At 38.3% G+C, this 24341-nt stretch carries 15 protein-coding genes; 6 read left to right on the forward strand and 9 right to left on the reverse strand.

The annotated features are described in order from the left end of the window. Positions 1 to 16: 16 nt before the first annotated feature. The 6 genes from fusA to ANA7108_RS0109835 all read right to left on the reverse strand — a co-directional run bounded on the left by fusA (position 17) and on the right by ANA7108_RS0109835 (position 6761). A complete protein-coding gene (fusA, locus tag ANA7108_RS0109810) occupies positions 17 to 2095 on the reverse strand; it encodes an elongation factor G (RefSeq protein WP_016950610.1) in 2079 nt (692 codons plus the stop codon). Positions 2096 to 2233: 138 nt separating this feature from the next. Next, positions 2234 to 2704, reverse strand: a complete 471-nt coding sequence (gene rpsG / locus ANA7108_RS0109815) for a 30S ribosomal protein S7 (RefSeq protein WP_016950611.1) — start codon at positions 2702 to 2704, stop codon at positions 2234 to 2236. 336 nt (positions 2705 to 3040) lie between these two features. Further along, positions 3041 to 3424: a 30S ribosomal protein S12 gene (gene rpsL / locus ANA7108_RS0109820; RefSeq protein WP_016950612.1), complete on the reverse strand. Its 384-nt coding sequence runs from the start codon at positions 3422 to 3424 to the stop codon at positions 3041 to 3043. 227 nt (positions 3425 to 3651) lie between these two features. Further along, positions 3652 to 3981 (reverse strand): iron-sulfur cluster assembly accessory protein, encoded by a 330-nt coding sequence (locus ANA7108_RS0109825; RefSeq protein WP_016950613.1) that lies wholly within the window; start codon positions 3979 to 3981, stop codon positions 3652 to 3654. Between the two features lie 121 nt (positions 3982 to 4102). Beyond that, positions 4103 to 4522 carry a cupin domain-containing protein gene (locus ANA7108_RS0109830; RefSeq protein ID WP_016950614.1) on the reverse strand — a complete coding sequence of 140 codons (420 nt, stop codon included), beginning with the start codon at positions 4520 to 4522 and terminating at the stop codon, positions 4103 to 4105. 289 nt (positions 4523 to 4811) lie between these two features. After that, a complete protein-coding gene (locus ANA7108_RS0109835) occupies positions 4812 to 6761 on the reverse strand; it encodes a phosphodiester glycosidase family protein (protein ID WP_016950615.1) in 1950 nt (649 codons plus the stop codon). Positions 6762 to 7438: 677 nt separating this feature from the next. Between ANA7108_RS0109835 and ANA7108_RS0109845 the strand changes: the two genes are divergently transcribed. Beyond that, positions 7439 to 12112, forward strand: a complete 4674-nt coding sequence (locus ANA7108_RS0109845; RefSeq protein WP_016950617.1) for a glutamate synthase-related protein — start codon at positions 7439 to 7441, stop codon at positions 12110 to 12112. Positions 12113 to 12152: 40 nt separating this feature from the next. Here ANA7108_RS0109845 and ANA7108_RS0109850 read toward each other — a convergent pair whose 3' ends face one another. Together ANA7108_RS0109850 and ANA7108_RS0109855 are read right to left on the reverse strand one after the other, a co-directional pair. After that, positions 12153 to 13061: a polysaccharide deacetylase family protein gene (locus ANA7108_RS0109850; RefSeq protein WP_016950618.1), complete on the reverse strand. Its 909-nt coding sequence runs from the start codon at positions 13059 to 13061 to the stop codon at positions 12153 to 12155. Positions 13062 to 14119: 1058 nt separating this feature from the next. Further along, positions 14120 to 15064 (reverse strand): glycosyltransferase family 2 protein, encoded by a 945-nt coding sequence (locus ANA7108_RS0109855; protein WP_026104089.1) that lies wholly within the window; start codon positions 15062 to 15064, stop codon positions 14120 to 14122. A 50-nt stretch (positions 15065 to 15114) separates the two neighbouring features. Between ANA7108_RS0109855 and ANA7108_RS0109860 the strand changes: the two genes are divergently transcribed. Together ANA7108_RS0109860 and ANA7108_RS0109865 are read left to right on the forward strand one after the other, a co-directional pair. Next, positions 15115 to 17553, forward strand: coding sequence for a glycosyltransferase family 39 protein (locus tag ANA7108_RS0109860; protein ID WP_016950620.1), 2439 nt, complete (start codon positions 15115 to 15117; stop codon positions 17551 to 17553). Between the two features lie 2 nt (positions 17554 to 17555). Then, a complete protein-coding gene (locus tag ANA7108_RS0109865) occupies positions 17556 to 19091 on the forward strand; it encodes a glycosyltransferase family 39 protein (protein ID WP_016950621.1) in 1536 nt (511 codons plus the stop codon). Between the two features lie 107 nt (positions 19092 to 19198). Here ANA7108_RS0109865 and ANA7108_RS0109870 read toward each other — a convergent pair whose 3' ends face one another. Further along, positions 19199 to 20518, reverse strand: a complete 1320-nt coding sequence (locus tag ANA7108_RS0109870; protein ID WP_016950622.1) for a hypothetical protein — start codon at positions 20516 to 20518, stop codon at positions 19199 to 19201. 229 nt (positions 20519 to 20747) lie between these two features. On the opposite strand from ANA7108_RS0109870, the gene ANA7108_RS0109875 reads away from it, so the two are divergent. From ANA7108_RS0109875 to ANA7108_RS0109885, 3 genes are read left to right on the forward strand one after another with little or no spacing between them, the layout of a single operon-like run. After that, positions 20748 to 21353, forward strand: coding sequence for a Uma2 family endonuclease (locus ANA7108_RS0109875; protein ID WP_016950623.1), 606 nt, complete (start codon positions 20748 to 20750; stop codon positions 21351 to 21353). A gap of 53 nt (positions 21354 to 21406) precedes the next feature. After that, positions 21407 to 22900: a hypothetical protein gene (locus ANA7108_RS0109880; RefSeq protein WP_016950624.1), complete on the forward strand. Its 1494-nt coding sequence runs from the start codon at positions 21407 to 21409 to the stop codon at positions 22898 to 22900. A gap of 48 nt (positions 22901 to 22948) precedes the next feature. Then, the gene (locus ANA7108_RS0109885) at positions 22949 to 24145 is read left to right on the forward strand and encodes a 1-deoxy-D-xylulose-5-phosphate reductoisomerase (protein ID WP_016950625.1); all 1197 of its coding nucleotides are present in this window, start codon (positions 22949 to 22951) and stop codon (positions 24143 to 24145) included. The last annotated feature ends 196 nt before the right edge of the window (positions 24146 to 24341 follow it).

A 24341-nucleotide genomic window follows, 5' to 3' on the forward strand; every position in this document is an offset into this window, starting at 1 on the left:
TCGTTTCCTTTTTTAATTAAGCGTTCCCTTTACTTTTGGCAATGATAGTTTCAGCCACGCTGCGAGGCACCTCTTCGTAGTGACTGAACTCCATTGTAAAGATACCCCGACCTTGGGTTTTCGACCGGATATCAGTGGCATAGCCAAACATGGTTGCCAGTGGAACTTTAGATGCCACCTTAGCCAGTCCCTGTTCAGTGCTTTGGCTTTCAATCTGTCCTCTGCGGGCGATTAAGTCACCAATGACGTTCCCGATAAAGTCTTCGGGTACTTCAACTTCAACTTTCATCATAGGCTCTAAGATGACAGGTGAAGCTTTAGATACCGCTTCTTTCATTGCCATTGAGCCAGCAATTTTGAAAGCCATTTCCGAAGAGTCTACATCGTGGTAAGAACCATCTATCAAAGTAGCTTTGACATCAATGAGTGGATATCCAGCGACAACACCGGATTCACAACATTCTTTCATTCCTTGTTCGGCAGGTCCTACGTACTCTTTAGGTACGGTACCACCAACAACCTTGGAGACAAATTCAAAACCTGTGCCTGGTTCTCCTGGCTCCAAATTGATGACAACGTGACCGTATTGACCTTTACCACCACTTTGACGGATGAATTTGCCTTCTATTTTGTTTACGGCTTTGCGAATTGTTTCCCGGTAAGCTACCTGTGGCTGACCCACATTGGCTTCTACCTTAAATTCCCGTAACATCCGGTCTACCAGAATTTCTAGGTGCAATTCTCCCATCCCCGCAATCACGGTTTGGTTAGTTTCGGGATCGACACGAACACGGAAGGTAGGGTCTTCTTCTGATAGAGATTGCAGAGCTTTGGACAATTTGTCCATGTCATTTTTGGTTTTGGGTTCAACCGCTACCGAGATCACAGGTTCTGGAATAAATAGGGATTCTAGAATTACTGGTGAACCTTCATCGCAAAGGGTATCACCTGTTAAGGTATCTTTTAATCCCAAGGCAGCACCCAAATCACCTGCCCGCAGTTCATCTACATCTTGTCGGTCATCCGCTTTCATCAGCACTAACCGAGAAATCCGTTCTTTTTTATTCTTGCTGACGTTGAGAACGTAACTACCTTTTTTCAGCACACCAGAATAAACACGAACGAAGGTGAGGCGACCATAAGGATCAGCCATAATCTTAAATGCCAAAGCTGATAATGGTTCTTCATCATCAGCATGACGTTCTACAGGATCACCATTGAGTAGTGTGCCTTGAATTGGTGGGACTTCAGTTGGTGAGGGTAGATAATCTATCACTGCATCCAACATCAATTGCACACCTTTATTCTTAAAGGCTGAACCGCAAAGCACTGGTACTATTGTTCCAGCAATTGTTCCTTTCCTCAGAGCAGTGCGGATTTCTGCTTCCGTTAGTTCTTCACCCTCGAAATACTTGGTCATTAAAGTATCTTCGGTTTCCGCTACTGCTTCTACCAATTTTGTCCGATACTCTGTTGCTTTTGCTTGTAATTCGGCTGGGATTTCTGTTGTTTGGATATCAGTTCCTTGGTCATTTGTGTACATATATGCACACATCCGCACTAAGTCAATAATCCCTTTAAATTCTGTTTCACTACCGATAGGTAGTTGAATAGCAATAGCATTAGCTCTTAAGCGATCGCGCATCTGATCATGCACTTTATAGAAGTTCGCACCAGTGCGATCCATCTTGTTAATAAAGGCGATGCGAGGTACTTTATAACGGTCTGCTTGTCGCCATACTGTTTCTGATTGTGGTTGTACACCACCTACAGAACAAAATACAGCGATTACACCATCTAATACTCGCATGGAACGTTCAACTTCAATTGTGAAGTCTACGTGACCGGGAGTATCAATAATGTTAATTTGATGTTCTTTCCAACTGGTACTAATCGCAGCAGCAGTAATAGTAATTCCCCGCTCCCGCTCCTGAGCCATCCAGTCGGTTACAGCAGTTCCTTCGTGAACTTCACCAATTTTATGAATGATCCCAGAGTAAAATAATATTCTCTCTGTTGTCGTTGTTTTGCCCGCATCTATATGCGCCGCAATACCGATATTGCGTACTTTCTCTAGCGGGTTCGTGCGTGCCACAGTTACCTCCTATCGTTGTCGCCTCATGATATCTTGTATATTACTCTTTGTTAAGATTCTATACTTTTACGGAAAACCGTCTTTCTCAGGAAATTTTACGATATACCGCTTTCCGGTGGCGATATATCGCTGCTCTAATTAGTAACGATAGTGTGCAAATGCCTTATTTGCTTCGGCCATCCGGTGCGTTTCTTCCCGCTTGCGAATTGCGCTTCCTGTTTCGTTAGCAGCATCCATTAACTCGTTTGCGAGTCTGCTGGCCATTGTACGGCCTGGTCTAGCTCTAGAATATTGCACTAGCCAACGCAAGGCTAGGGTCGTACCCCGATCTGTCCGTACTTCCATTGGGACTTGGTAAGTTGCTCCACCTACTCGTCGAGCTTTTACTTCTACTAAAGGCGTTGCATTTCGCACTGCTTTTTCAAAGGTTTCTAAAGCACCATTACCAGTGCGTTCCTCGATTGTTTTCAAGGCTTCATAAACGATTCTTGCGGCAAGTGATTTCTTGCCATGACGCATGATCCGTCTGATAATCATGCTGACCAGACGACTGTTATACACTGAGTCAGACGGAACTGGGCGTCTTTGACTAACACCACGACGAGACATACTTCATCCTTAAATTCGGAATTTGGCAACGAAATTATATGCTATCAGAACATAGGAACCTAAAAGCGGTGTAAGTAGCCGCTTTAATTTCCTTGAATTTTTGGCTTTAGTTGCAGCAAAGCTGAACTGACTTACTTGCTGCTCCCCTACCAGACACGCAAGACGAAAACATTATAGACTTTAATATTTACATTAAAGTGCTGCTATCGCTGACTTTATTCTGCTTGAAAACTCTACACTTGCTCATTTAGCGCGGAGAGCAACTTTATTTATTTACCCAGCGGTTTTAGGCAATAAGGCGATTAATCGTGATTGATGCGATTAATCGCCTTTGATCTACTTTTTCGCTGCTTTTGGACGCTTAGTTCCATATTTGGAACGACCTTGCTTCCTATCTTTAACTCCGGCTGTATCTAACGTGCCACGGATAATGTGGTATCTCACGCCTGGTAAGTCTTTTACCCGACCGCCACGAATCATCACAACAGAGTGTTCTTGCAAGTTGTGGCCAATACCTGGGATGTAAGCTGTGACTTCAAATCCGGAGGTAAGTCTGACCCTTGCTACTTTGCGGAGCGCTGAGTTCGGCTTTTTCGGTGTAGTTGTGTAGACTCTGGTACAAACCCCTCGACGTTGAGGGCATTGTTTCAAAGCCGGGGACTTAGTTTTCTGACGCGCTTGTTCGCGTTCGGTACGTATTAGCTGCTGTATTGTTGGCATGAGTTACAGCGCGTGTTGCTGCTTATAGTCTATTTTAACAAATCCTGATTATAGCGTTTTTCATGATTTTTTGTCAATTATTATTTTGTTATGACATCAGTTATCAGTTGCTATGTTATGAACGTGCAAACTAAAATCACAATAGCTGATTTATCTTGTGAACGTTATGAGCTAACTACCACGTTTAGCAATATTTTCAAATTTTCCCACCATTGCTACTAGAGAATTCAGGAGTCAGAAATAGAGAAGGAATTTCCACAGCTACAGGTAGCTATCGCTAGTGGGTTATGGAAGCGAAAACCTCCACCCATCAGGTCTTCTGAATAATCCAATACTAACCCAGTAATATAATTCATACTTTGAGCGTCTAGGACTACTTGAGTTCCATTAACGTCAAAAACCTGATCTTCAACTTTGACCACTTGGTCAAAATAAATATCGTAAAACAATCCAGAACAGCCACCAGGCTTGACTTGCAAGCGAAACAAGATATTTGGCTGTTGCTTGGATTTTAATCGACCGATTTCATTTGCGGCTGCTAAACTCAATTGAATCATGGAATTTTTGTCGCACAAACCCCATAACCATATTAGAGGGAGTTTGACAATTCGGGGCAAGAAGTTCACTAAGAGCGGGAGAATGAGCCAATCATATCAAATTGGGCGAATTAATCTTTACTTATTTTTCAGTACGAGCATAGTCGTCTTGGTAGCGAATAATATCATCTTCACCTAAATATTCGCCATTTTGGACTTCAATTAAAACTAAAGGAATTACCCCAGGATTCTCTAAACGATGAACAGTGCATTGAGGTACGTAGGTTGACTGATTATTACTGAGTAAAACTTCTTGCTGACCACAAACAACTCTAGCTGTGCCAGAAACCACTATCCAGTGTTCGCTACGGTGGTGGTGCATTTGTAGACTAAGGCGATGTCCCGGCTTAACTTCGATTCGCTTAATTTTATATCCGCGCCCTTCTTCCAAAACTGTAAAAGAACCCCAAGGACGTAATTCACTAGCAGCAATACTTCTAGGATTGAGGGCTGCGTTCAGGGTGAGAGCGTTAGACTGGGTTGTTTCTGTAAATGAAGCCATAGTTACCTCAGATGGAGACATACAAAAAAGTTATTATTCTTAATAGTGGATTCAAGAATTTGACTTGATATTTAAATAGTGAAAATTAGCAATTTAATTTCACTTTGCTAACCATAGCAAAATTAGATGTTATGGCGTAACTCATTACCAGCAAAACTTTTGGGTCTATACTAACTCTTCATCAAAGAAAATGCCAGCTTGTTCTCAACTTCAAAAAAGGATCAAAAAGTTAGAATGCAAAATCATGAAAAATGTTTTTTATAATTTTGCATTTGAGGTGGTAGTTGGACTATGGTTCTGGGTTGAGAAAAATACCAATACCGTTATGGACACGAGCCGCAGTACTGGGGGAACGGTCAAGTAATTGCCCTCCCAAGTATAAACTTGTCGAACTACCACCGTCCAAATTTAGGGCATTTACACAGCCCATAACCTGCATTAACTTAGCGTGTTCAGCTAAGGTAGCCCCTGCTCCACCAGCGCGATTATGGACAGCGGCAACCATCAAATTACCTGTATTGGTGGTACAAATAGCACTGCGAACTGCTTTTTCAGAGATAAAAGCGGCGCTGAATTTTTCGGCTTTGGCATCGAGAACAATTTGCCGATTTTGAATCAAGAGTGGACCGGCTCCGACAATGTGGGGATAACGGCTAAAATCGGTGGGAGTAGTATTGCTAGTAATACTGACTTTTGTGCCAATAGGCAATTTATTGGCGTTAGTAGTAGCAGTACCGCGTAAAGTGAGGAGGTAGCCGTTTTGGGGAATGGGAACGGGGGTGACACCTGCTTTACCACCGGGTAGCTGATTGGTAATTTGGTCATTTTGGACAACTAAAAGCATTTCATTGTCTGTGAGAGGTGTATAAGTACTGCCCCAAACAGATGTATAACGAGCAATACCAGTTTGGGCATAGCCACTGTTAAGAAAAAGAATGGGTAAGGACTGGTTATTGGCACTGATTAAACTTTCATTTAAGGTGAGACGGCCAAAGTAAAATTGTCCTGAATCATTCCAAGCGATCGCACCCCTGTTTAAAATTGGTCCTGATACCCACTGATGATCCCGACGAATAGCCCCTAAAGGTAATTTATTATTGCGATTAAAATAACCACCATTAATACCAGCTACTGCTAAATAGCGCTGTGCAGTTTGAATTAAAGGAGCAGAGCCAGTTAGGCTGTCAGGATTTACCCACATAGGCTTGATTGTTAAACCTACTACACGGGGATTAATTTCTAACCAGACAACTGGAAAGCTATCTTTACCTAAGGTGACAAACTTTTGTTGCCAGCGCAAGCCCTTTGCCCAAGTGATATCCTTAGCTACCAAAGCATCAGGTCGAATATCTACAATTAAGCGATTGGGGTTAGCGATCGCACTAATACGCGGAGATAGGCCAAAGGGAACACTGAGACTGATAATAGTTTGATTGTTAACCATCTCCACTTTTTGAATCAGTGGGTCAGGAGTTTTTGCTAGTGGTAATTGTTTTAACTGGTTTGGCGGTAATATAACTGGCTGGGGAGTATAACGTTGAATTAAGGCAGAATCTGCGATCCCATCTAGAGTAATTGTCCACTCTCTATTTAACGGTGTAGAGGCTTGAGAAGTTGGTGCATTTGGATCAATAGGTCTTTTGATAGGCTGACCTTCTGCAACTTGCCAAGGAGTTGGACGATCTAAATCGACAACAAGTCTCTCCCCAGTAGATCTTTTTCCCTGACGGAAATCGTTGATTTTGGCTGGAGGGGTAGAAATCACCAGCATATTGCCATTAGCTTGCATCTGCCAGCCAGCTGTTTGTGCAAAACTAGAAATATCTAAATAACGATATCCTCCCTGCAACATGGCATTTAAAGCTAGTGGTGGTTTGATTGACGAAAACCACTCCACGGGTTGTTGAGCCGGGTTAGTAGTATTTAATAAATCTACCCCGATTAATTGTCTTAATGCCCCATCACTCAGATGAGTTGTCACCCTGCCAGTAGTTCCCGATTTCTGTAACCAAGCCCCTGCTAAAGTCCGACCGTTGAGAGAAATTTGATTACCAGATGGGATTATTTCTCCTGAAGCAGGTGACGGAGAAGTCAGAATGGGAACTGGTTGGGCATTAGTACCACAAGTAGCAGTTAACCACAGTGCTGTGGACAGAATTGGTGATACAGAGCAGCCAAAAAACCTATTGAGATTTAGGGTAATGGTATTCAAGTCTAGTTGTCGGCAAGAATTCGGCATTTTTACGATCCTTAACTTCAGTACTTATGAAAAGTATCACCCTAAGAGCTATCTGACCAATTATGAGAAAAGCTTAAAAAATTATGACTTTATTGGCAATAACCGTGATACCATTTAAGGTGGATTTTTATAACTAGTAAAAACTAGCAAGTATCTTTACCCCAAAACTACTATCATTTAATGTTCTAAATGACACTTTTTCTAAAGAGTCTATAATAGTAGTCCAGGCGTTTAAGGCCAAATTCAATAATCTTGCAATTTCACTGATGGCTGCCACTGTTGCAAATTCAGGGAAACCCATACTTCTAATGAGACTAGAAAGACTAGACAAGCAGCAAAAATATAGACAAAAGGAATATTTTAGGAATTCTCAAATGGGCATATAGTGTAATAGTTTCAAAAAGCATAGAAATACTTAGGTTCAACATCTAAATACAGATAATGTTAAAGAAACTCAATTGTCCAGACAAAGATAGCATTTCTAACAGTACATAAACACCTAAAACAATAACACGGTAGTTTTAACACGGGTAAACCATAAAGTAAACCCGAAGTTAAAATTTTTTTTCCCTAAATTTTCGTGATTATGTATTTCTCCATCGTTAAAGTTAGAAATTTTTCTTTTCGGCAGTAGCAATATTGGCAAAATCAGTAACTCAAAATTTCAGGAATAGAGTATGAATCGTCAATCGTTGAATCAGGGTCAGAACATTACATTGTCAGAGATGGAAATCAAAGAGACATACCAAGGACAAAGATGGTTAGTAGAAGAACGGGATGCTTGTGGTGTAGGATTTATAGCCCATCGCCAAAACCATGCTAGTCATGAAATTCTAGCAAAAGCCTTAACCGCCTTAACCTGCTTAGAACATAGAGGAGGATGCAGCGCAGACCAAGACTCAGGCGATGGTGCTGGTATTTTGACAGCCATTCCTTGGGAATTGTTTCCACAAGAAGGAATTAATGTTTCTGACACTGATAAGACGGCTGTGGGGATGATATTTTTACCCCAAGATCAGGAAGCTGCCCAACAAGCAAAAGCTAAATTTGAGCAAATAGCATCTGAAGAAAAATTCACTGTACTGGGCTGGCGAGTAGTCCCCGTACTTCCCGATGTATTAGGGGTGCAAGCAAGAGAAAATCAACCCCAAATAGAACAAGTTTTCCTAGCTTCGGCTCATAAAAGTGGTGATGAATTAGAAAGAGAACTGTATATCACTCGTCGTCGGATTGCTAAAGCGACCAAAAACATTTCTGAAGAATTTTATATTTGTTCCTTGTCCAACCGGACAATTGTCTACAAAGGCATGGTGCGTTCGGCAGTGTTGGGAGAGTTTTATGAGGATTTAAAAAATCCGGCTTTCAAAAGTGCTTTTGCAGTTTATCACCGCCGTTTTAGTACCAACACTATGCCCAAGTGGCCTTTGGCGCAACCGATGCGGCTATTGGGTCACAATGGTGAAATCAACACATTGTTGGGTAACATTAACTGGATGATGGCACGAGAAGCCACTTTAAATCATCCAGTTTGGGATGGACGTGCTGACGAATTTAAACCACTGGTAAATATTGATAGTAGTGACTCAGCCACACTCGATAATGTCCTGGAGTTGCTGGTGCGTTCTGGACGCAGCCCCTTGGAAGCCTTAATGATGATGGTTCCTGAGGCTTACAAAAATCAACCTTCTTTGCAGAATTATCCCGAAATAGTTGATTTTTATGAATATTACAGCGGTTTGCAAGAAGCCTGGGATGGACCTGCACTTTTGGTATTTAGTGATGGCAAAAAAGTTGGTGCAACACTAGATCGAAATGGCTTAAGACCGGCTCGCTATGTAATTACCAAAGATGACTATATAGTGGTAGCTTCTGAAGCTGGTGTGGTGGAATTCCCAGAAGCAAATATTCTTGAAAAAGGCAGACTGGGGCCTGGGCAAATGATTGCTGTGGATTTAACAAACCAGGAAGTTCTGAAGAATTGGGAAATTAAACAGCGGATTGCTAAACAGTATCCTTATGGGGAATGGCTGCAACAGTACCGCCAAGAATTGAAACAGTTAGTAAAACCGTCATCTGTTAATGGTAACGGTCATCATCCAACTGACAACGAGCAACTAATCACTGCCAAAATCGATAAACAAACTTTACTGCAACAGCAAATTGCTTTTGGCTACACATCAGAAGATGTGGAAATGATTATTCAGCCCATGGCTAATGTAGGTGCAGAACCAACTTTTTGCATGGGTGATGATATTCCCTTGGCGGTGCTGTCAGAAAAATCTCACTTGCTGTATGACTATTTTAAACAACGTTTTGCTCAGGTGACAAACCCACCAATTGACCCTTTACGGGAAAAACTGGTGATGTCTTTGACAGTGGAATTGGGTGAGAGGGGTAACTTATTAGAACCCAAGGCAGAACACGCCCGGAGACTAAAGCTAGAGTCGCCAGTGCTGACTGATACAGAGTTGGATGCAATTAAGTTATCAGGATTTGCGACGGCTGAGTTATCAACTTTATTCCCTATTGCTTCGGGGCCAGATGGTTTGAAAGCTGCGTTGGAATCTTTACAAAAACAAGCAGCAGAATCAGTTCAGGCTGGTGCGAAGATTTTGATATTGAGTGATCAAGCAGGTGCAGGAATTGGTGCAGAATTAACCTACATTCCACCTTTGTTAGCTGTGGGTGCTGTCCACCATTACTTAATCCGCCAAGGTTTGCGGATGAAAACATCGCTGGTAGTGCATACGGCTCAATGTTGGAGTACTCATCATTTTGCTTGTCTGCTGGGCTACGGTGCTGGTGCGGTTTGCCCGTATATGGCTTTGGATACTGTGCGGGATTGGTGGTCTGACCCGAAAACCCAACAGTTTATGGAAAGGGGTAAAATTAATCTGTTGACTCTTGAACAAGCGATCGCTAATTATCGTCAAGCTGTAGAGTCAGGTTTGCTGAAAATTCTCTCAAAAATGGGAATTTCTTTACTTTCTAGCTATCAAGCCGCACAAATTTTTGAAGCTATTGGTATCGGTGGCGATTTGTTAGCTTTGGGTTTCTGGGGGACTACTTCCCGAATTGGTGGTCTGAGTTGCATGGAACTCGCACAAGAAGTACTTTCTTTCCATAGCAAGGCTTTCCCAGAACTGACAACCAAGAAATTAGAAAATCTGGGCTTCGTTCAGTACCGCCCCGGTGGTGAATATCACATGAATAGCCCGGAACTGTCTAAGGCGCTGCATAAGGCTGTAGACGGTAAGCATTATGACCATTACGAAGTTTACAAAAAACATCTTCAAGGTAGACCAACAACGGCTTTGCGCGATTTGTTGGATTTCCAAAGCGAGCGCCCATCTATCCCCATTGAACAAGTAGAATCAGTTAGCGAGATTGTCAAACGCTTCTGTACTGGGGGAATGTCCTTAGGTGCATTGTCAAGAGAAGCACACGAAACTTTAGCGATTGCCATGAATCGCATCGGTGGTAAATCTAATTCTGGTGAAGGTGGCGAAGATCCAGTTCGTTACAATGTGTTAAATGATGTTGACTCATCTGGTCATTCACCCACTCTTCCCCATTTAAATGGGTTACGGAATGGTGACACGGCTGCGAGTGCCATCAAGCAAGTAGCATCAGGTCGGTTTGGTGTCACTCCCGGATATCTAGCCAGCGCCAAACAAATTGAAATCAAAATCGCCCAAGGTGCAAAACCTGGGGAAGGTGGACAACTACCAGGTCCAAAAGTAAGTCCTTACATCGCCATGTTACGGCGTTCTAAGCCTGGTGTAACTTTGATTTCGCCACCGCCACACCATGATATTTACTCAATTGAAGATTTGGCGCAGTTAATTTTTGATCTGCATCAAATTAACCCCAAAGCACAAGTTTCCGTGAAGCTAGTTGCAGAAATTGGAATTGGCACAATTGCGGCTGGTGTAGCCAAAGCCAACGCTGATATTATCCAGATTTCTGGTCATGATGGCGGGACTGGGGCATCACCTTTGAGTTCTATTAAACACGCTGGCAGCCCGTGGGAACTCGGATTGAGTGAAGTGCATCGGGTGTTGATGGAGAATAGTTTGCGCGATCGCGTAGTTTTGCGAGTAGATGGCGGTCTCAAGAGTGGCTGGGATGTCCTAATTGCAGCATTAATGGGGGCTGAGGAATTCGGTTTCGGTTCAATAGCGATGATTGCTGAAGGCTGTATTATGGCGCGGGTATGTCATTTAAATACCTGTCCCAAGGGAGTTGCTACTCAGAAAGAAGAACTACGTCTACGGTTTAGCGGTATCCCAGAACACGTTGTTAATTTCTTTTATTTTGTCGCTGAAGAAGCCCGTAGTTTATTGGCAAGACTTGGCTACCGTTCTCTATCAGAATTGATTGGGAGAGGCGATTTATTAACAGTGCGTTCTGATGTCAATCTCACTAAAACCCAAGCCCTGAATCTAGATTGCTTAACCAAACTACCAGATGCAAAACAAAATCGTAGCTGGTTGGTGCATGAAGAAGTCCACAGCAACGGTGCAGTCATCGATGATCAATTGCTGGCTGATATCGATATCCAAGCCGCAATCAAGAATCAAACTACTGTCAACAAGACGATGGCAATTGTCAATACTGACAGAACCGTAGGCGCAAGATTAGCAGGTGCAATTGCTTCCCAATACGGTGATAGTGGCTTTGAAGGGCAAATCAACCTCAATTTCACTGGTAGTGTAGGGCAAAGCTTTGGCGCATTTAATCTGCCTGGTTTAACTTTAACCCTGAGCGGTGAAGCTAACGACTACGTAGGTAAGGGAATGCACGGTGGGGAAATTATCATTAAACCCCCAGCCGCAGCGACTTATGACCCAGCACAAAATGTGATTGTTGGCAATACTTGTCTTTATGGTGCGACCGGTGGTGTGTTATTTGCCAACGGTTTAGCTGGAGAACGCTTTGCTGTAAGGAATTCTAAAGGTACAGCCGTCATTGAAGGCGCTGGGGATCATTGCTGCGAGTACATGACTGGTGGGGTGATTGTTGTCCTGGGTAAAGTTGGCAGGAACGTAGGTGCGGGTATGACTGGGGGACTGGGATATTTCTTAGATGAAGATGGTTCTTTCCCGGAATTAGTCAACAAAGCTATTGTCAAAACCCAGCGGGTAGAGACAGAAGCAGGTGCGAAACAACTTTATGAGTTAATTAAAACTCATTGCGATCGCACAGGTTCACCCAAAGCCAAACTAATTATCCAAAACTGGGCAGAATATTTACCAAAATTCTGGCAATTAGTTCCACCTTCTGAAGCCGACAGTCCAGAAGCGAATCCTGAAGCAACTTCAGAACAAAAACAACTAAGTTCTGTTTAATCCGTAGGGGCGGGGTTTCCCCGCCCTGAAAACAGGTGATTTACTTCTTGTTAGCAATTAACGCCTGGTTTTTATCTTGCAGTTCTAAAAGCTCAGGAATGGTAACAAACTTATAACCTTGTTTACGAAACTTACTGATAATTTCTGGTAACGCTGTGACGGTGTGAGAGCGATTACCACCTCCATCATGCATTAATACGATACCGCCTGGTTTTGCAGACCTAAAGACATTATTAATTAATTTGGGTACGGAGGGACGAGAGTAGTCTACTGAGTCAGCAGACCAGACAATAATGCCGTATTTATTACTTTTCGCATAAGCAACAACACCATTATTCATAATGCCACCGGGTGGACGAAACAAACTGGTTTTCACTCCTGTGGTTTGATAAATTATGTCTGTGGTTTTGTCAATTTCGTAAGCCGCCATTTGCGGGTTCATGTGGTGATACCAATGATGCCAAGTATGATTAGCAATGGTGTGACCTTCACTAACTACCCGCTTGGCTAATTCAGGATAATTCTTGACATTTTGCCCAACAACAAAAAATGTCCCCTTAATCTTATTCTTTTTGAGAATATCTAGTACTTGAATTGTGCTTTTAGGCCAAGGACCATCATCAAAAGTGAGTGCAATAACTTTGTCTTCTGGAGGGAGTTTAGCTTCCTTAATAATTGCCCCTTGAAACCGTGATGGTAAATCAGGAGCAATGCCTTTTGCTTGTGCTTCTTGCTGCCAACTATTGAGCATTATTGCCTTAAATTCTTCAATACGCTCCTGAGTGCTTACATTAGCAGCAATATCATTAACAAGCAAATTTTGGCTACTTTGGGCTTCAGATGCATTTGGTTTGACTAGCATCATAAAACCAATTCCCACAGTACCAGTTAGACAAACCAATGCAATTAATATTCCTTGCGGCCAAAAAAACGATTTATTTTGTTCCACTATATAGCTCCTTCAAGGGTTGAACCATCAGCCAGGGTTCTGACGGTAGGTTATAACACATTTTGTCTAGATATTAGATACTCAACGGCTTACTATCAATCATGAAAATTGCGATACAAAGTTACAGAAATTCCGCAATCTAGCATGATAAATTATACGCATTTGCCTAAAACGTTACCATTGAGCATTGAGCTAACCCCTTAAGTGATGAATCCCTGACTTTTGTAGTTTTGTCAACATAGTAGGTTAATGAATCAATGATTATTCCACAGAAATAGCCAATAAGAATAGAGTATCTAAACTAAAATAACGGCACAAACTATCAGTAACATCACCGTTAATGTATATTTTAAGTTTTTAGTTCGTTCCTTCTTTTTAAAGAAAAAATTAAATTTTTAAAGGCATATTGCTGTTTTTGGAAGTCTAGGAAATATTGAACCCAAAATCAACTAATCATAGTTTCCCATTATTAAGCTATAGTTAGTCGTTAAGCTAGATACTCTTCTAGAATATGGGGAAAATAATTGGATTAATCAAGAATTACCATGTGTATCAATTGCATGAAATAATTCTGATTTTGATGTTATTTTCTTCAAACTAAGTCGGTAGGCAGCATTAAAGATAACTATGTGTACAAAAATTAACATCGCTTAAACCTGTTTCTCTCTTACCTTACTCTAACAATAAATATTCACGCCCACCTACTTAATCAAATAACTCCTATGACGAGCAAACTAAATCCTTTGACACGTATTAGAGGAATAGGTTGTTTTAAAACAAAATGCGCTAATCATTCATAAAAGATATATACAGCAACGGACAGGGCGGTTAGGACACAAACTGATTATAAAACCTAGACACCAAAAGACTCTTCAGACTGTCACCTGCTATAACTAACCGATACCAGAGGAGCAGTAATACTGAGGTTAACTTTCGTTAACCATAGTATATGGGCTACTTCACCAATAACATCACAGCTTAGTTCTAATAAAAATCCTGCTCTAGTAATTATGTTGGAAATATAACTAAGAATGTTCCCGTCTTTTTAAGTCAATATTTCAAGTTTTTGTAAAACCTCCAGTTTCTTTTAATGTATAAAGAGGACGACCTTTAACTTCTTCGTATATCCGACCAATATATTCACCTAAAATACCAATACAAATTAACTGCACTGAACCGAGAAAAAACATCGCAATAGTAATTAATGTATAACCTATTAAATTAGACACTGGTGCAAATATCCGCCAATAAAGCACTAACAATATCATGATTAAAGCAATAGCAGCTGATAAAAGCCCTAAATAGGTAGCTAGTCTCAGGGGAACTCTGGAAAAAGAAATAATACCATCAATTGCTAAGGATAAAGATTTACCAAAAGTATATTTTACGTCTCCAGCATAACGGGGATTTCGCTCAAAAAGTACGGATGTTTGTGGGAAACCTACCCAAGCACGTAAACCACGAATGTAGCGGTTGCGTTCTGGCATAGCATTGAGGATATCTACTACTTGTCTATCCATTAAGCAGAAGTCTCCTGTGTCCACAGGGATATCAACTTTAGCCAAACGCTTGAGAATGCGATAAAAAAGATACGCAGTTAAGCGTTTTAGCCAGCTTTCTTTTTGACGAGATATACGTTGGGCATAAACGACTTGATATCCTTCATGCCATTTTTCAATCATCGTTAAAATTAATTCTGGTGGGTCTTGTAAGTCAGCATCCATGACAATGATGCTTTTACCTTGGACAAAGTTTAAACCTGCGGTGACGGCAATTTGATGTCCAAAATTTCTTGCTAGACTCAGGTAACGGACTCGACTATCATGATTGTGGAGTTCGCGGATCATACTCAAAGAGCGATCGCGGCTACCATCATCAATTAAAATTAGTTCAACTTCACCGTCTAACTGTGCCATGACATTAGTTAAACGGCTATACATTTCTGTGATATTCTCCTCTTCGTTGTAAATGGGGATAACTAGGGAGTAGATAGGTTGATTCACACTTATTGATAATTTAGATTCAGCCAAACTTTGTTTATCTCTAAATAAATATGAATTATTTTCATGCTGCTAAGTTTAAAAAAGATCATCTCATATTATTAATAATTTGGTTAGTAGGATTAGTTATAGATAGAAGTTGGTTTTTATTAGATGACTCTATTCCAGCTTATGATCAAAGCGCACATTTAACAGGAGCATTAAGTCATTATCATATTTTCGATAATTTCAATCTCTTATCCGGTGAATGGTGGTTATCTCTGTGGGAATTAACCCCTAGTTATCGCGCTCCTTTTGTGTATATTTGCACAGTACCTTTTTTGTTTCTCTTTGGCAAGGGATACGACCAAGCAACTTTAGTTAATTTATTATATTCAGCAATAATTATACTATCAGTATATCATCTGGGAACATATTTATTTAAAAATAGCAAAATCGGCATCACTGCCAGTATCTTTTGTTTATTATTTCCTGTTTTAGGAGCAATGAGAACAGATTATTTGCTAGACTATGGTTTAACAGCAGTCGTCATAGTAACTTTTACAGTTTTAACAATTTGGAAAGATAGTCACACTGGTTTAATATCATGGATATTAAGCCTGATATTGGGATTATCAATAGGATTAATCATGTTAGCTAAACCCACAGGATTTATTTTCATTTTAATTCCTAGTGTCTGGATATTAGTTAGCTTTATTAGAAACCGTAAATTTATTAAAATAATCCAAACTGGGCTATCTTTAACTTTAGCTTGGTTAGTTTGTGGGTTTTGGTATAGTTTAAATTGGTTAACAATTATCACTTCGGCTTTACACGCTAACAGTGTGGGAAAACGAGAGGGTGATCCTGCTGCAACAACTATTGCTGGATGGTTATATTATCCACACCTTGCACCAGAAGCTATAGGTTTACCAATATTGTGTGTGAGTTTTGGGATTTTATTGGTTTATCTAATTAAACATAAGTTTTCTCAGAATGCAATTAACACTAGCTTGCAAAACCCTGGTTTAAATTGGTTATTAATTTCTCTAGTTAGCAGTTACATACTTTGCACTTTGGGTACAAACAAAGATATTAGATTTATTTTGCCTGTATTTCCAATTATCAGTTTAATTTTAGCTTATTTTTTCAATTTAATAGAAAATAACAAATTTGATCAACTGAGGTTAGTAACTTTAGGATTAAGTATCATTGTTTTACTGAATAACTTATTTCCTTTACCCCTAATTCAAGCCTGGGGAGGAAAACATTTACCTAATGATGATGCTAAAAAATATCCCCTTTCGCAATTGATAGATGAAATTAACAAAACAACTCCTTATTTGCGCTCAACTTTAGGAATAATTCCGGTTTCAACATCGCAAATAAACGAGTTTACTTTAGACTATTTTGGTAAATTGGCAGATTTTCGTGTGTATGGTAGGAAATTAACTACAAAATTAGCTGATATCAACCAAGATTTGCAGTATTTCTCCTGGTATATTACGAGAGAAAATGAACCAGAACAAGAAGGAGAGAAAGGAGAAACTAAACGCAAATTAAAATCCTTAGTCGAATCTGATCCTGATTTGAAACTACAAAGTGAATGGGAATTACCAAATAAGGATAAATTACGATTATATCACCGCAAAAATCCTGATGTAGTTATCGAAAAATTGAATGATTCTGATACGTTAGTTTCTTTAGAAAAAATTGAAATTTCTAAGCAATTAATCAAAGCCAAAAATAATCCTGTTAGTTATCAAATTATAGGTAAATGGGATGATTTGCAAAATGGTTTATTGCTATTAAAATGGCAAAATCAACAAGGAGAATGGAATCATGATCATGGTATTGCTTTGGGAAATTTATACTGTGGATTGAAATGTCATCCCCAAGGAACTTTTAGAGTAACTGAGAATTTATCTACATTTATTCCCAAAACTCTACCTTTAGGTAAATATCAACTATCTGCACTTTATTTAGATAGAAGAAATGGCCAAACTACACCTTTAAATAATACTAATGTAATCGTCAATGTGACAGATAAAGGAAACATCGAAAAATCACCACCTTTAGATTTAATTTCTCGTATCTCCCAATTAACACCGGAATTACAAAATGGTAAATTGGAAAATATATTTGAACAGATAAATAATCTTAATCAATATGATCCCACGCAAGATTATTTAAAACAAATTGAATTTGCAGCTAATTATTACCTCAAAACCGCACCGGATAACCTCAATTGGCGTTATAGTCTAGTTTTATCACAACTGTTACAACGCAAAGCACCAGAATTAATTCAGAATTTAACAGAATTAACTAAATACGATAGCCAAAATCCTTATTTATGGACTTATTTAGGTTTTATACATTTGTATAGTTTTCAACCCAGAAAAGCTGAAATACCATTAGCTATAGCTGAAAAAATAAAACCAGACATACCAGAATTAAAGACTTTAAAAACTGTCACCAATATTATGAAATTCTTGCCATTAATTAACTTTTAAATATGAGGAATAAACACTGGTTATTATGGTTATTATTTACATCTTTATTCCTGTGGGTGATATGTTTAGGAAACTTACCTTTACGAGATTGGGATGAAGGAACTATAGCCCAAGTTGCCCGTGAAATTTACCGTAACCCAGTAGATAAAATGGTTTGGCTTTATCCCACTTTAGGAGGTGAACCATATCATAATAAACCACCTTTGATACACTGGTTAATCGCTGTTGCTTATTCTTTTGGTGGTGTAAATGAATGGACAACCCGCTTACCAAGTGCGGTATTAACTGCGTTGAGTGTGCCTTTACTTTACTCGGTAGGAAATTTCGTTTTTAACCAAAGTTTACCAGCATTATTTACTGCTTTAGTTTACATGACCATGTTACCTGTGGTGCGTCATGGCAGACTAGCAATGTTAGATGGTGCAGTTATTACATTTTTTTTGTTGTTATTATTTTGTATTTTAAAATCACGTCAGCAGCGAATTTATGCTTTAGGAATTGGTTTTTGTTTAGGGTTAATTACTCTCACAAAGGGGATGATAGTTTTGCTGTTGGGGGGAATTGCTGGGTTATTTATCCTAGCAAATAGACAGTTTTATTTATTTAAAAGTTTATATTTATGGCTAGGCATTTTATTAGGAAATGCTTTACCAATTGCTTGGTATATTGCCCAATGGCAACATTATGGTGAGAATTTCTTACAAACAAATTTTCAATCCCAAACTTTTGCCCGACTGGTAGAATCTGTAGAAGGTCATAGTGGACCTGTTTGGTACTATTCCATAGAAATACTTAAATATGGTTTTCCCTGGTTGTTGTTTTTGCCCGGAGGGTTATATTTAGCTTGGAGAAAACGTCAGACAACTTGGGGTTGTTTGATTATGATTGACACATTTATTTACTTTGGGACTATCTCATTTATGAGTACAAAACTGCCCTGGTATGTGATGCCTATATATCCATTTTTAGCTTTAGCAATTGGTGTTAATTTGAGCGAAATTTGGCAGGAAGGGAAGTTTAATATCAAATTTTTGGGAGGATTTTTTACTTTTCTAACTGTTGCTGGTTTGGGAGGTGGTGTTTATTTTATTTTTGCTGACCCACAACCTGCATTAATTATTATGAGTATTGTTTTAGCAATTAGTATGAGTATTGCTACATGGTTAGTTATCAAACGAAATCGTAATTTTATCCCTGTTTTATTTACTGGAATGTATTTAGTTTTATTGTTGTTAATGATTTCAAATTCTTGGATATGGGAATTAAATGAAGCGTTTCCAGTTAAACCAGTTGCTGCATTAATTCGCCAACATATTCCAGCAGGAACAACAATTTATACTTCTTTTAGTTATGGCCGTCCTAGTTTAGATTTTTATAGTGATTGTAAAGTGGTTGCTGTTTCTGTTGAGAGTTTGCAGGGAATGTTGGCGAATAAATCTTATTTGTTGTTAGATAAAGAGACTATGGAGAAAATGAATTTAAGTCAGAGTAAAGTTATAGGTGAAGTTAATGGTTTTACATTGATTTCACAATTATAGCAATTCCTATTCAAGTGAGGTACAAGCAGTAATAATTAAACAATAATTAAACACAGATGCACGCAGATAAACGCAGATAATTTTTTACTTCATGATAATTTGATATTTTAACCCAACCATTGATCTTTTCCATAATTAATCCATTGTTCTACAAGGCCAAAGCCGGATATTATCGTCATAAATAATAAAGTTTTATATTTTCTTTTTCCTGGAAAACAACAATATAGATATCCTAATGCTAGAAAAAAGAAAGGTATTGCGAATATATATCGTGCTAGACTAGCAAGGCGGTTTTGGCTAAAAAATACAATTAAAGAGTTAATTATTGAAAAATACATACAAAACCAAAATACATAATTATCCTGTAAACTTTGGGTAAATTTAGAGGTAATAATTTGCTTTTTTACACCACGGAACAAGGTAAATATGGATGTAAATATATATGCTAATGTTAAAACTGGTGGATACATGATTAAAATGTCCCAAATAAAAATTTTGGGAACAAATACCGAAGGCTGATAGTTTTTTATTTTCCAATAAATGACAAACAACGCAATTATGAAAATTATAATCGGCAGATATAAGCCTAATAAATCAAACAAAGGAGATTTAGGAAAAAATAGTAAGTCTAAATGCAATCCTAATTTTTTACCCCATAGTTTTTGATCATGAAATGGTGCAAAAAAGTCACCTCTTAATTGAAGGCATGAAAATCCATAAATAGAATATCCTAATATGGATGAAATACATATTGTAATGGTTCTAAAAATATGATTTATCCTAACTTGTTTGGTTAACAAAAATATGGTAATTAATGATAATGTGGAAGCAAATATCATTTGAATTAATACTGGACGAGTTAAAGCCATGAAAATAACAAGCAATGACAGCAGTATTAACTTGATTTTTTCATTTAGTTTATTTTCTTTTAAAAGTAGCCATATAAACAAAATTGCCAGTAGAGAAAATAAGCTTTCTGTGTAACCTATAACGCGGAAAATTGCCATAGGGTTGACAGTGTAAGCAAGAGTGATAATTAATGCCAAATATTGATTTTTAAAAGCTTTTTGAAATACCCAAAATACTAGAGGGGTGGAAATCAAAAAAAATGCTGTAGCTGTTATTTTCATCCCATGAGCAAATTGCTCTAAATTTTGGGGATGAAATATCCAACCTACTATAAAACCCCAAAGAGGGTAAAAAGCAGTGCAGGTATTTTGCAAAGCCATATTTGCATAAAGTTCAATATCCCAATAATAACTTCTGTGAGGTAATTGAGGGGGAATTGCACGGGGTAATTGAGTTGCAGAGAAAAATTTATGAAAAGCATCGGGGGAAATTATCATCCCCACAATTGCACAAACAATAAATGCACCATAAATAATTAAATAAGGTGTAATCACTATGGGGAATTTGCTTTTTTTCATATTATAAAAAGTTCCTTAATAATCTTAAATTTATGTATTTTGAATCTCGAAACGATGGAAATGTACTAAACTTATATTTTTAGTATTCATTTTTCAGTTTTAATTATCCCAAACAAGGTATACGTTTGAAGATAAAAAATTGAAATATTAGCAAATTCATAGTGGATATAGTTAGCAATAACTATTGCTAATATGCTAAATTAATGTAGATAGCTTTCTAATCAAAAATATGCAACTAACAGAAAAGCAATATTACACCCCAGAGGAATATCTGGAATTAGAAGCAACCGCTGACTACAAAAGCGAATACATTGAAGGACAAATTATTCCTATTGCTGGTGCATCCATAAATCATAACCGCATTACAGGTAATTTTTACGCCACGCTGAATTTTGCCTTTCGACAACAAGAAAATTACGAAGTTTTTATGGGTGATATGCGTCTGTGGATACCCCAAAGACTAATATACACTTATCCAGATGTGATGATTATTGCAGATCAGCCAGAATTTTTCAATAATCGCACGGATACAATTACAAATCCCCAGGTAATTATTGAAGTTTTATCTAAGTCTACCAAAGGTTACGACAGAGAAGATAAATTTGAAGCTTACAGAACAATTCCCAGTTTCCAAGAATATTTATTAATTGACCAAAACCGAATTCATGTAGAACAATTTTCTAAAACTGGCAAGAAAAGATGGAATTTATGTGAGTATGATGAAGAAGATGAAAACATATCTCTTGTCACTGTACCTTTTGAAATTTCTTTACAAGATTTATATAATAAAGTAAAATTTGAAGTTGTAGAATCTGAATCAGAAAATCATAGTTAAAACTTGTCGGATGATCATATTATCCACATAATATAATCCCATTATAACAACAGATGAATCGCCGAGTTAAACCAGAATACTTATTATTAGGCATCCTAATTATTATTGCCTTAATGCTGCGTGTGGGGATGGCTGTAAAATTCCCAAATATATTTTGGGCAGATGAAATTTTCCAATCCTTAGAACCTGCACATAGATTAGCTTTTGGTCATGGTATCGTTACCTGGGAATTTAGAGATGGTATTCGTTCTTGGGTATTACCAGGGATTTTAGCAGGTGTTATGAGTCTCACGTCATGGATGGGAGAAGGTTCTACTGGATATTTAATAGGAGTTAATATATTTTTATCTTTACTCTCCCTCAGTAATATCTTAGTTGCTTATTTATGGGGCAAAAAAATAGGAGGAACAATTACAGCTTTTATTTGTGCTTTTATTTGTACTATCTGGTTTGAATTTATCTATTTTTCCCCCAAAGCTTTTACTGAAGTTGTCGCTACTCATTTTCTCTTACCTGGAGTTTATTTAGGAGTTGAAAAAAATTCATTTTCATCTAGAAATCGTCTGTGTCTATCGGGATGTTTGTTGGGCATATCTCTAGCATTAAGAATTCATTTTATCCCAGCTATATTATTTACAGTAGTCTACATTTGTAGAAAAGATTGGCGTAATAAATGGTTGCCAATGATGTTAGGTATGATCGCTCCCATACTCATCTTTGGAACTGTAGATGGTTTCACATGGTCTTATCCTTTTCAATCTTTTTGGTTAAATATTTGGGTAAATCTTGTAGAAGGGAGAAGTAAACTTTATGGAGTTTCTCCTTGGTATGAATATTTTATTTTCTTATTTAAAAGTTGGTCTTGGTTATCCCTCCCTATTATTATTCTCGCGCTTATAGGTTCACGTCGTCTTCCTCTTTTAGCATGGTCAGCTTTAATTATTATTTTGTCTCACAGTTTGTTAGCTCATAAAGAATATCGTTTTATTTATCCAGCATTACCAATGGTAATGATATTAGCAGGAATAGGAACATCAGAATTAGTTTTAAGTCTGTCACGCAGATGGGATTCACTACCAAAAAAAATTATAGCAATATTCCTCTGTCTTGCTCTTTGGACTACGACTTCTATTGCTCTATTAAGCAGATTTAATATTTATAATTCTTTGAGTTTTTCTACTTTTGGAACTAATTTAGAAATTACACATTTGTATGGCGTAACTAATAATTTATTAGCTTTACAAAGTTTAAGTACACATAAAAATGTCTGCGGGTTGGGGCTTTGGGGTATTAATTGGGCTTTATCAGGAGGATATACCTATTTTCATCAAAATGTTCCTATATATCCAGTTGAGAAAGCAGCAGATTTCGCAGAGCTAAAAGCAGGTTTTAACTACATTATTGGTAATATTTCCATACCATCTCAATATCAAAACTATACTTTACAAAAATGTTGGCAAGGGACTTGTGTTTATAAGCGTCCAGGTTCTTGTAGCCAAATTATGGAACGTGATATTAATTCTGTTCTCAAAAAATCGGGAAATTAGTAGCCGCAGCAATTTATATTTAAAATTAACGTTAATTATTAAAAAATTGTGAAAGCTATTACTCTCCTGGGTTCTACTGGCTCAATTGGTACTCAAACCTTAGATATCGTCGCTGAACACCCTGATAAATTCCGAATCGTCGGATTAGCTGCGGGACGGAATGTGGAGTTATTCGCGGCGCAAATTCGCCAGTTTCGTCCCCAAATTGCGGCCATTTCTGCTGCGGACAAATTACCAGAACTCAAAGAAGCTATTAAAGACCTCAATCCTCAACCCATTTTATTGGCTGGGGAAGCGGGAGTGATAGAAGTTGCGCGTTATGGTGATGCTCAGTCCGTTGTAACGGGTATTGTTGGTTGTGCGGGTTTATTACCAACTATTGCAGCTATTGAAGCGGGTAAGGATATAGCTTTAGCTAATAAAGAAACTATCATTGCCGGCGCTCCTGTGGTGTTACCTTTGGTGGAAAAACACGGAGTGAAACTATTACCAGCAGATTCCGAGCATTCCGCTATTTTTCAATGTCTGCAAGGTGTTCCTAAAGATGGCTTAAAAAAGATATTACTCACGGCTTCTGGTGGTGCTTTTCGTGATTGGCCTGTGGAAAAATTACCAGAGGTAAAAGTTGCTGATGCTATTAAACATCCTAACTGGTCAATGGGGCGAAAAATCACTGTAGATTCGGCGACTTTGATGAATAAAGGTTTGGAAGTAATTGAGGCTCATTATTTGTTTGGAGTAGATTACGACAACATTGAAATTGTCATTCATCCTCAAAGTATTATTCACTCTTTAATTGAGTTACAAGATACTTCGGTTTTAGCTCAACTGGGTTGGCCAGATATGCGTTTACCTTTGCTTTATGCTTTATCTTGGCCGGAACGAATTTACACTAATTGGGAAAGATTGAATTTAGTAAAATCTGGTGATTTAACTTTCCGTGAACCAGATCATAAAAAGTATCCTTGCATGGGTTTAGCTTATGCTGCGGGTCGGGCTGGTGGTTCTATGCCGGCGGTTTTGAATGCAGCAAATGAGCAAGCTGTGGCGTTGTTTTTAGAAGAGAAAATTCACTATTTGGATATTGCGAAGTGTATTGAATTTGTGTGCGATAGTCATCAAAATGATAATAAACAAAATCCATCTTTAGATGACATATTAGCAGCAGATCAATGGGCTAGACAAGAAGTTTTCACAGCTACAGAAAAATTAGCAACTCAGCCACAGATAATTTCTGTTGGTTAAATATTTCCATCATCCTACACTCATCCTATCAGGTGCAGTGTAGGATTATTTTTTAAGAAAATAATGTAAATTATCATAAAAACTAGAATATTCAACTAGTCTAACGTTATTATATACACTATAATCAAATCAGCATAAGCACCCAAATAAGTCTGAGAATATTACAACCTCAGTCAAAGCCAAAGAGCAATTTTTA

Origin of the sequence: Anabaena sp. PCC 7108, assembly GCF_000332135.1 — a bacterium.
Taxonomy (GTDB): Bacteria; Cyanobacteriota; Cyanobacteriia; order Cyanobacteriales; family Nostocaceae; genus Anabaena.

Excerpts from the sequence above, each read along its gene's own strand:
- ANA7108_RS0109835 (WP_016950615.1), bottom strand. The coding sequence starts at position 6,761 with ATGCCGAATTCTTGCCGACAACTAGACTTGAATACCATTACCCTAAAT.
- rpsL (WP_016950612.1), bottom strand. The coding sequence starts at position 3,424 with ATGCCAACAATACAGCAGCTAATACGTACCGAACGCGAACAAGCGCGT.
- ANA7108_RS0109860 (WP_016950620.1), top strand. The coding sequence starts at position 15,115 with ATGAATTATTTTCATGCTGCTAAGTTTAAAAAAGATCATCTCATATTA.
- ANA7108_RS0109825 (WP_016950613.1), bottom strand. The coding sequence starts at position 3,981 with ATGATTCAATTGAGTTTAGCAGCCGCAAATGAAATCGGTCGATTAAAA.
- ANA7108_RS0109865 (WP_016950621.1), top strand. The coding sequence starts at position 17,556 with ATGAGGAATAAACACTGGTTATTATGGTTATTATTTACATCTTTATTC.
- ANA7108_RS0109830 (WP_016950614.1), bottom strand. The coding sequence starts at position 4,522 with ATGGCTTCATTTACAGAAACAACCCAGTCTAACGCTCTCACCCTGAAC.
- ANA7108_RS0109845 (WP_016950617.1), top strand. The coding sequence starts at position 7,439 with ATGAATCGTCAATCGTTGAATCAGGGTCAGAACATTACATTGTCAGAG.
- ANA7108_RS0109875 (WP_016950623.1), top strand. The coding sequence starts at position 20,748 with ATGCAACTAACAGAAAAGCAATATTACACCCCAGAGGAATATCTGGAA.
- ANA7108_RS0109880 (WP_016950624.1), top strand. The coding sequence starts at position 21,407 with ATGAATCGCCGAGTTAAACCAGAATACTTATTATTAGGCATCCTAATT.
- ANA7108_RS0109870 (WP_016950622.1), bottom strand. The coding sequence starts at position 20,518 with ATGAAAAAAAGCAAATTCCCCATAGTGATTACACCTTATTTAATTATT.
- rpsG (WP_016950611.1), bottom strand. The coding sequence starts at position 2,704 with ATGTCTCGTCGTGGTGTTAGTCAAAGACGCCCAGTTCCGTCTGACTCA.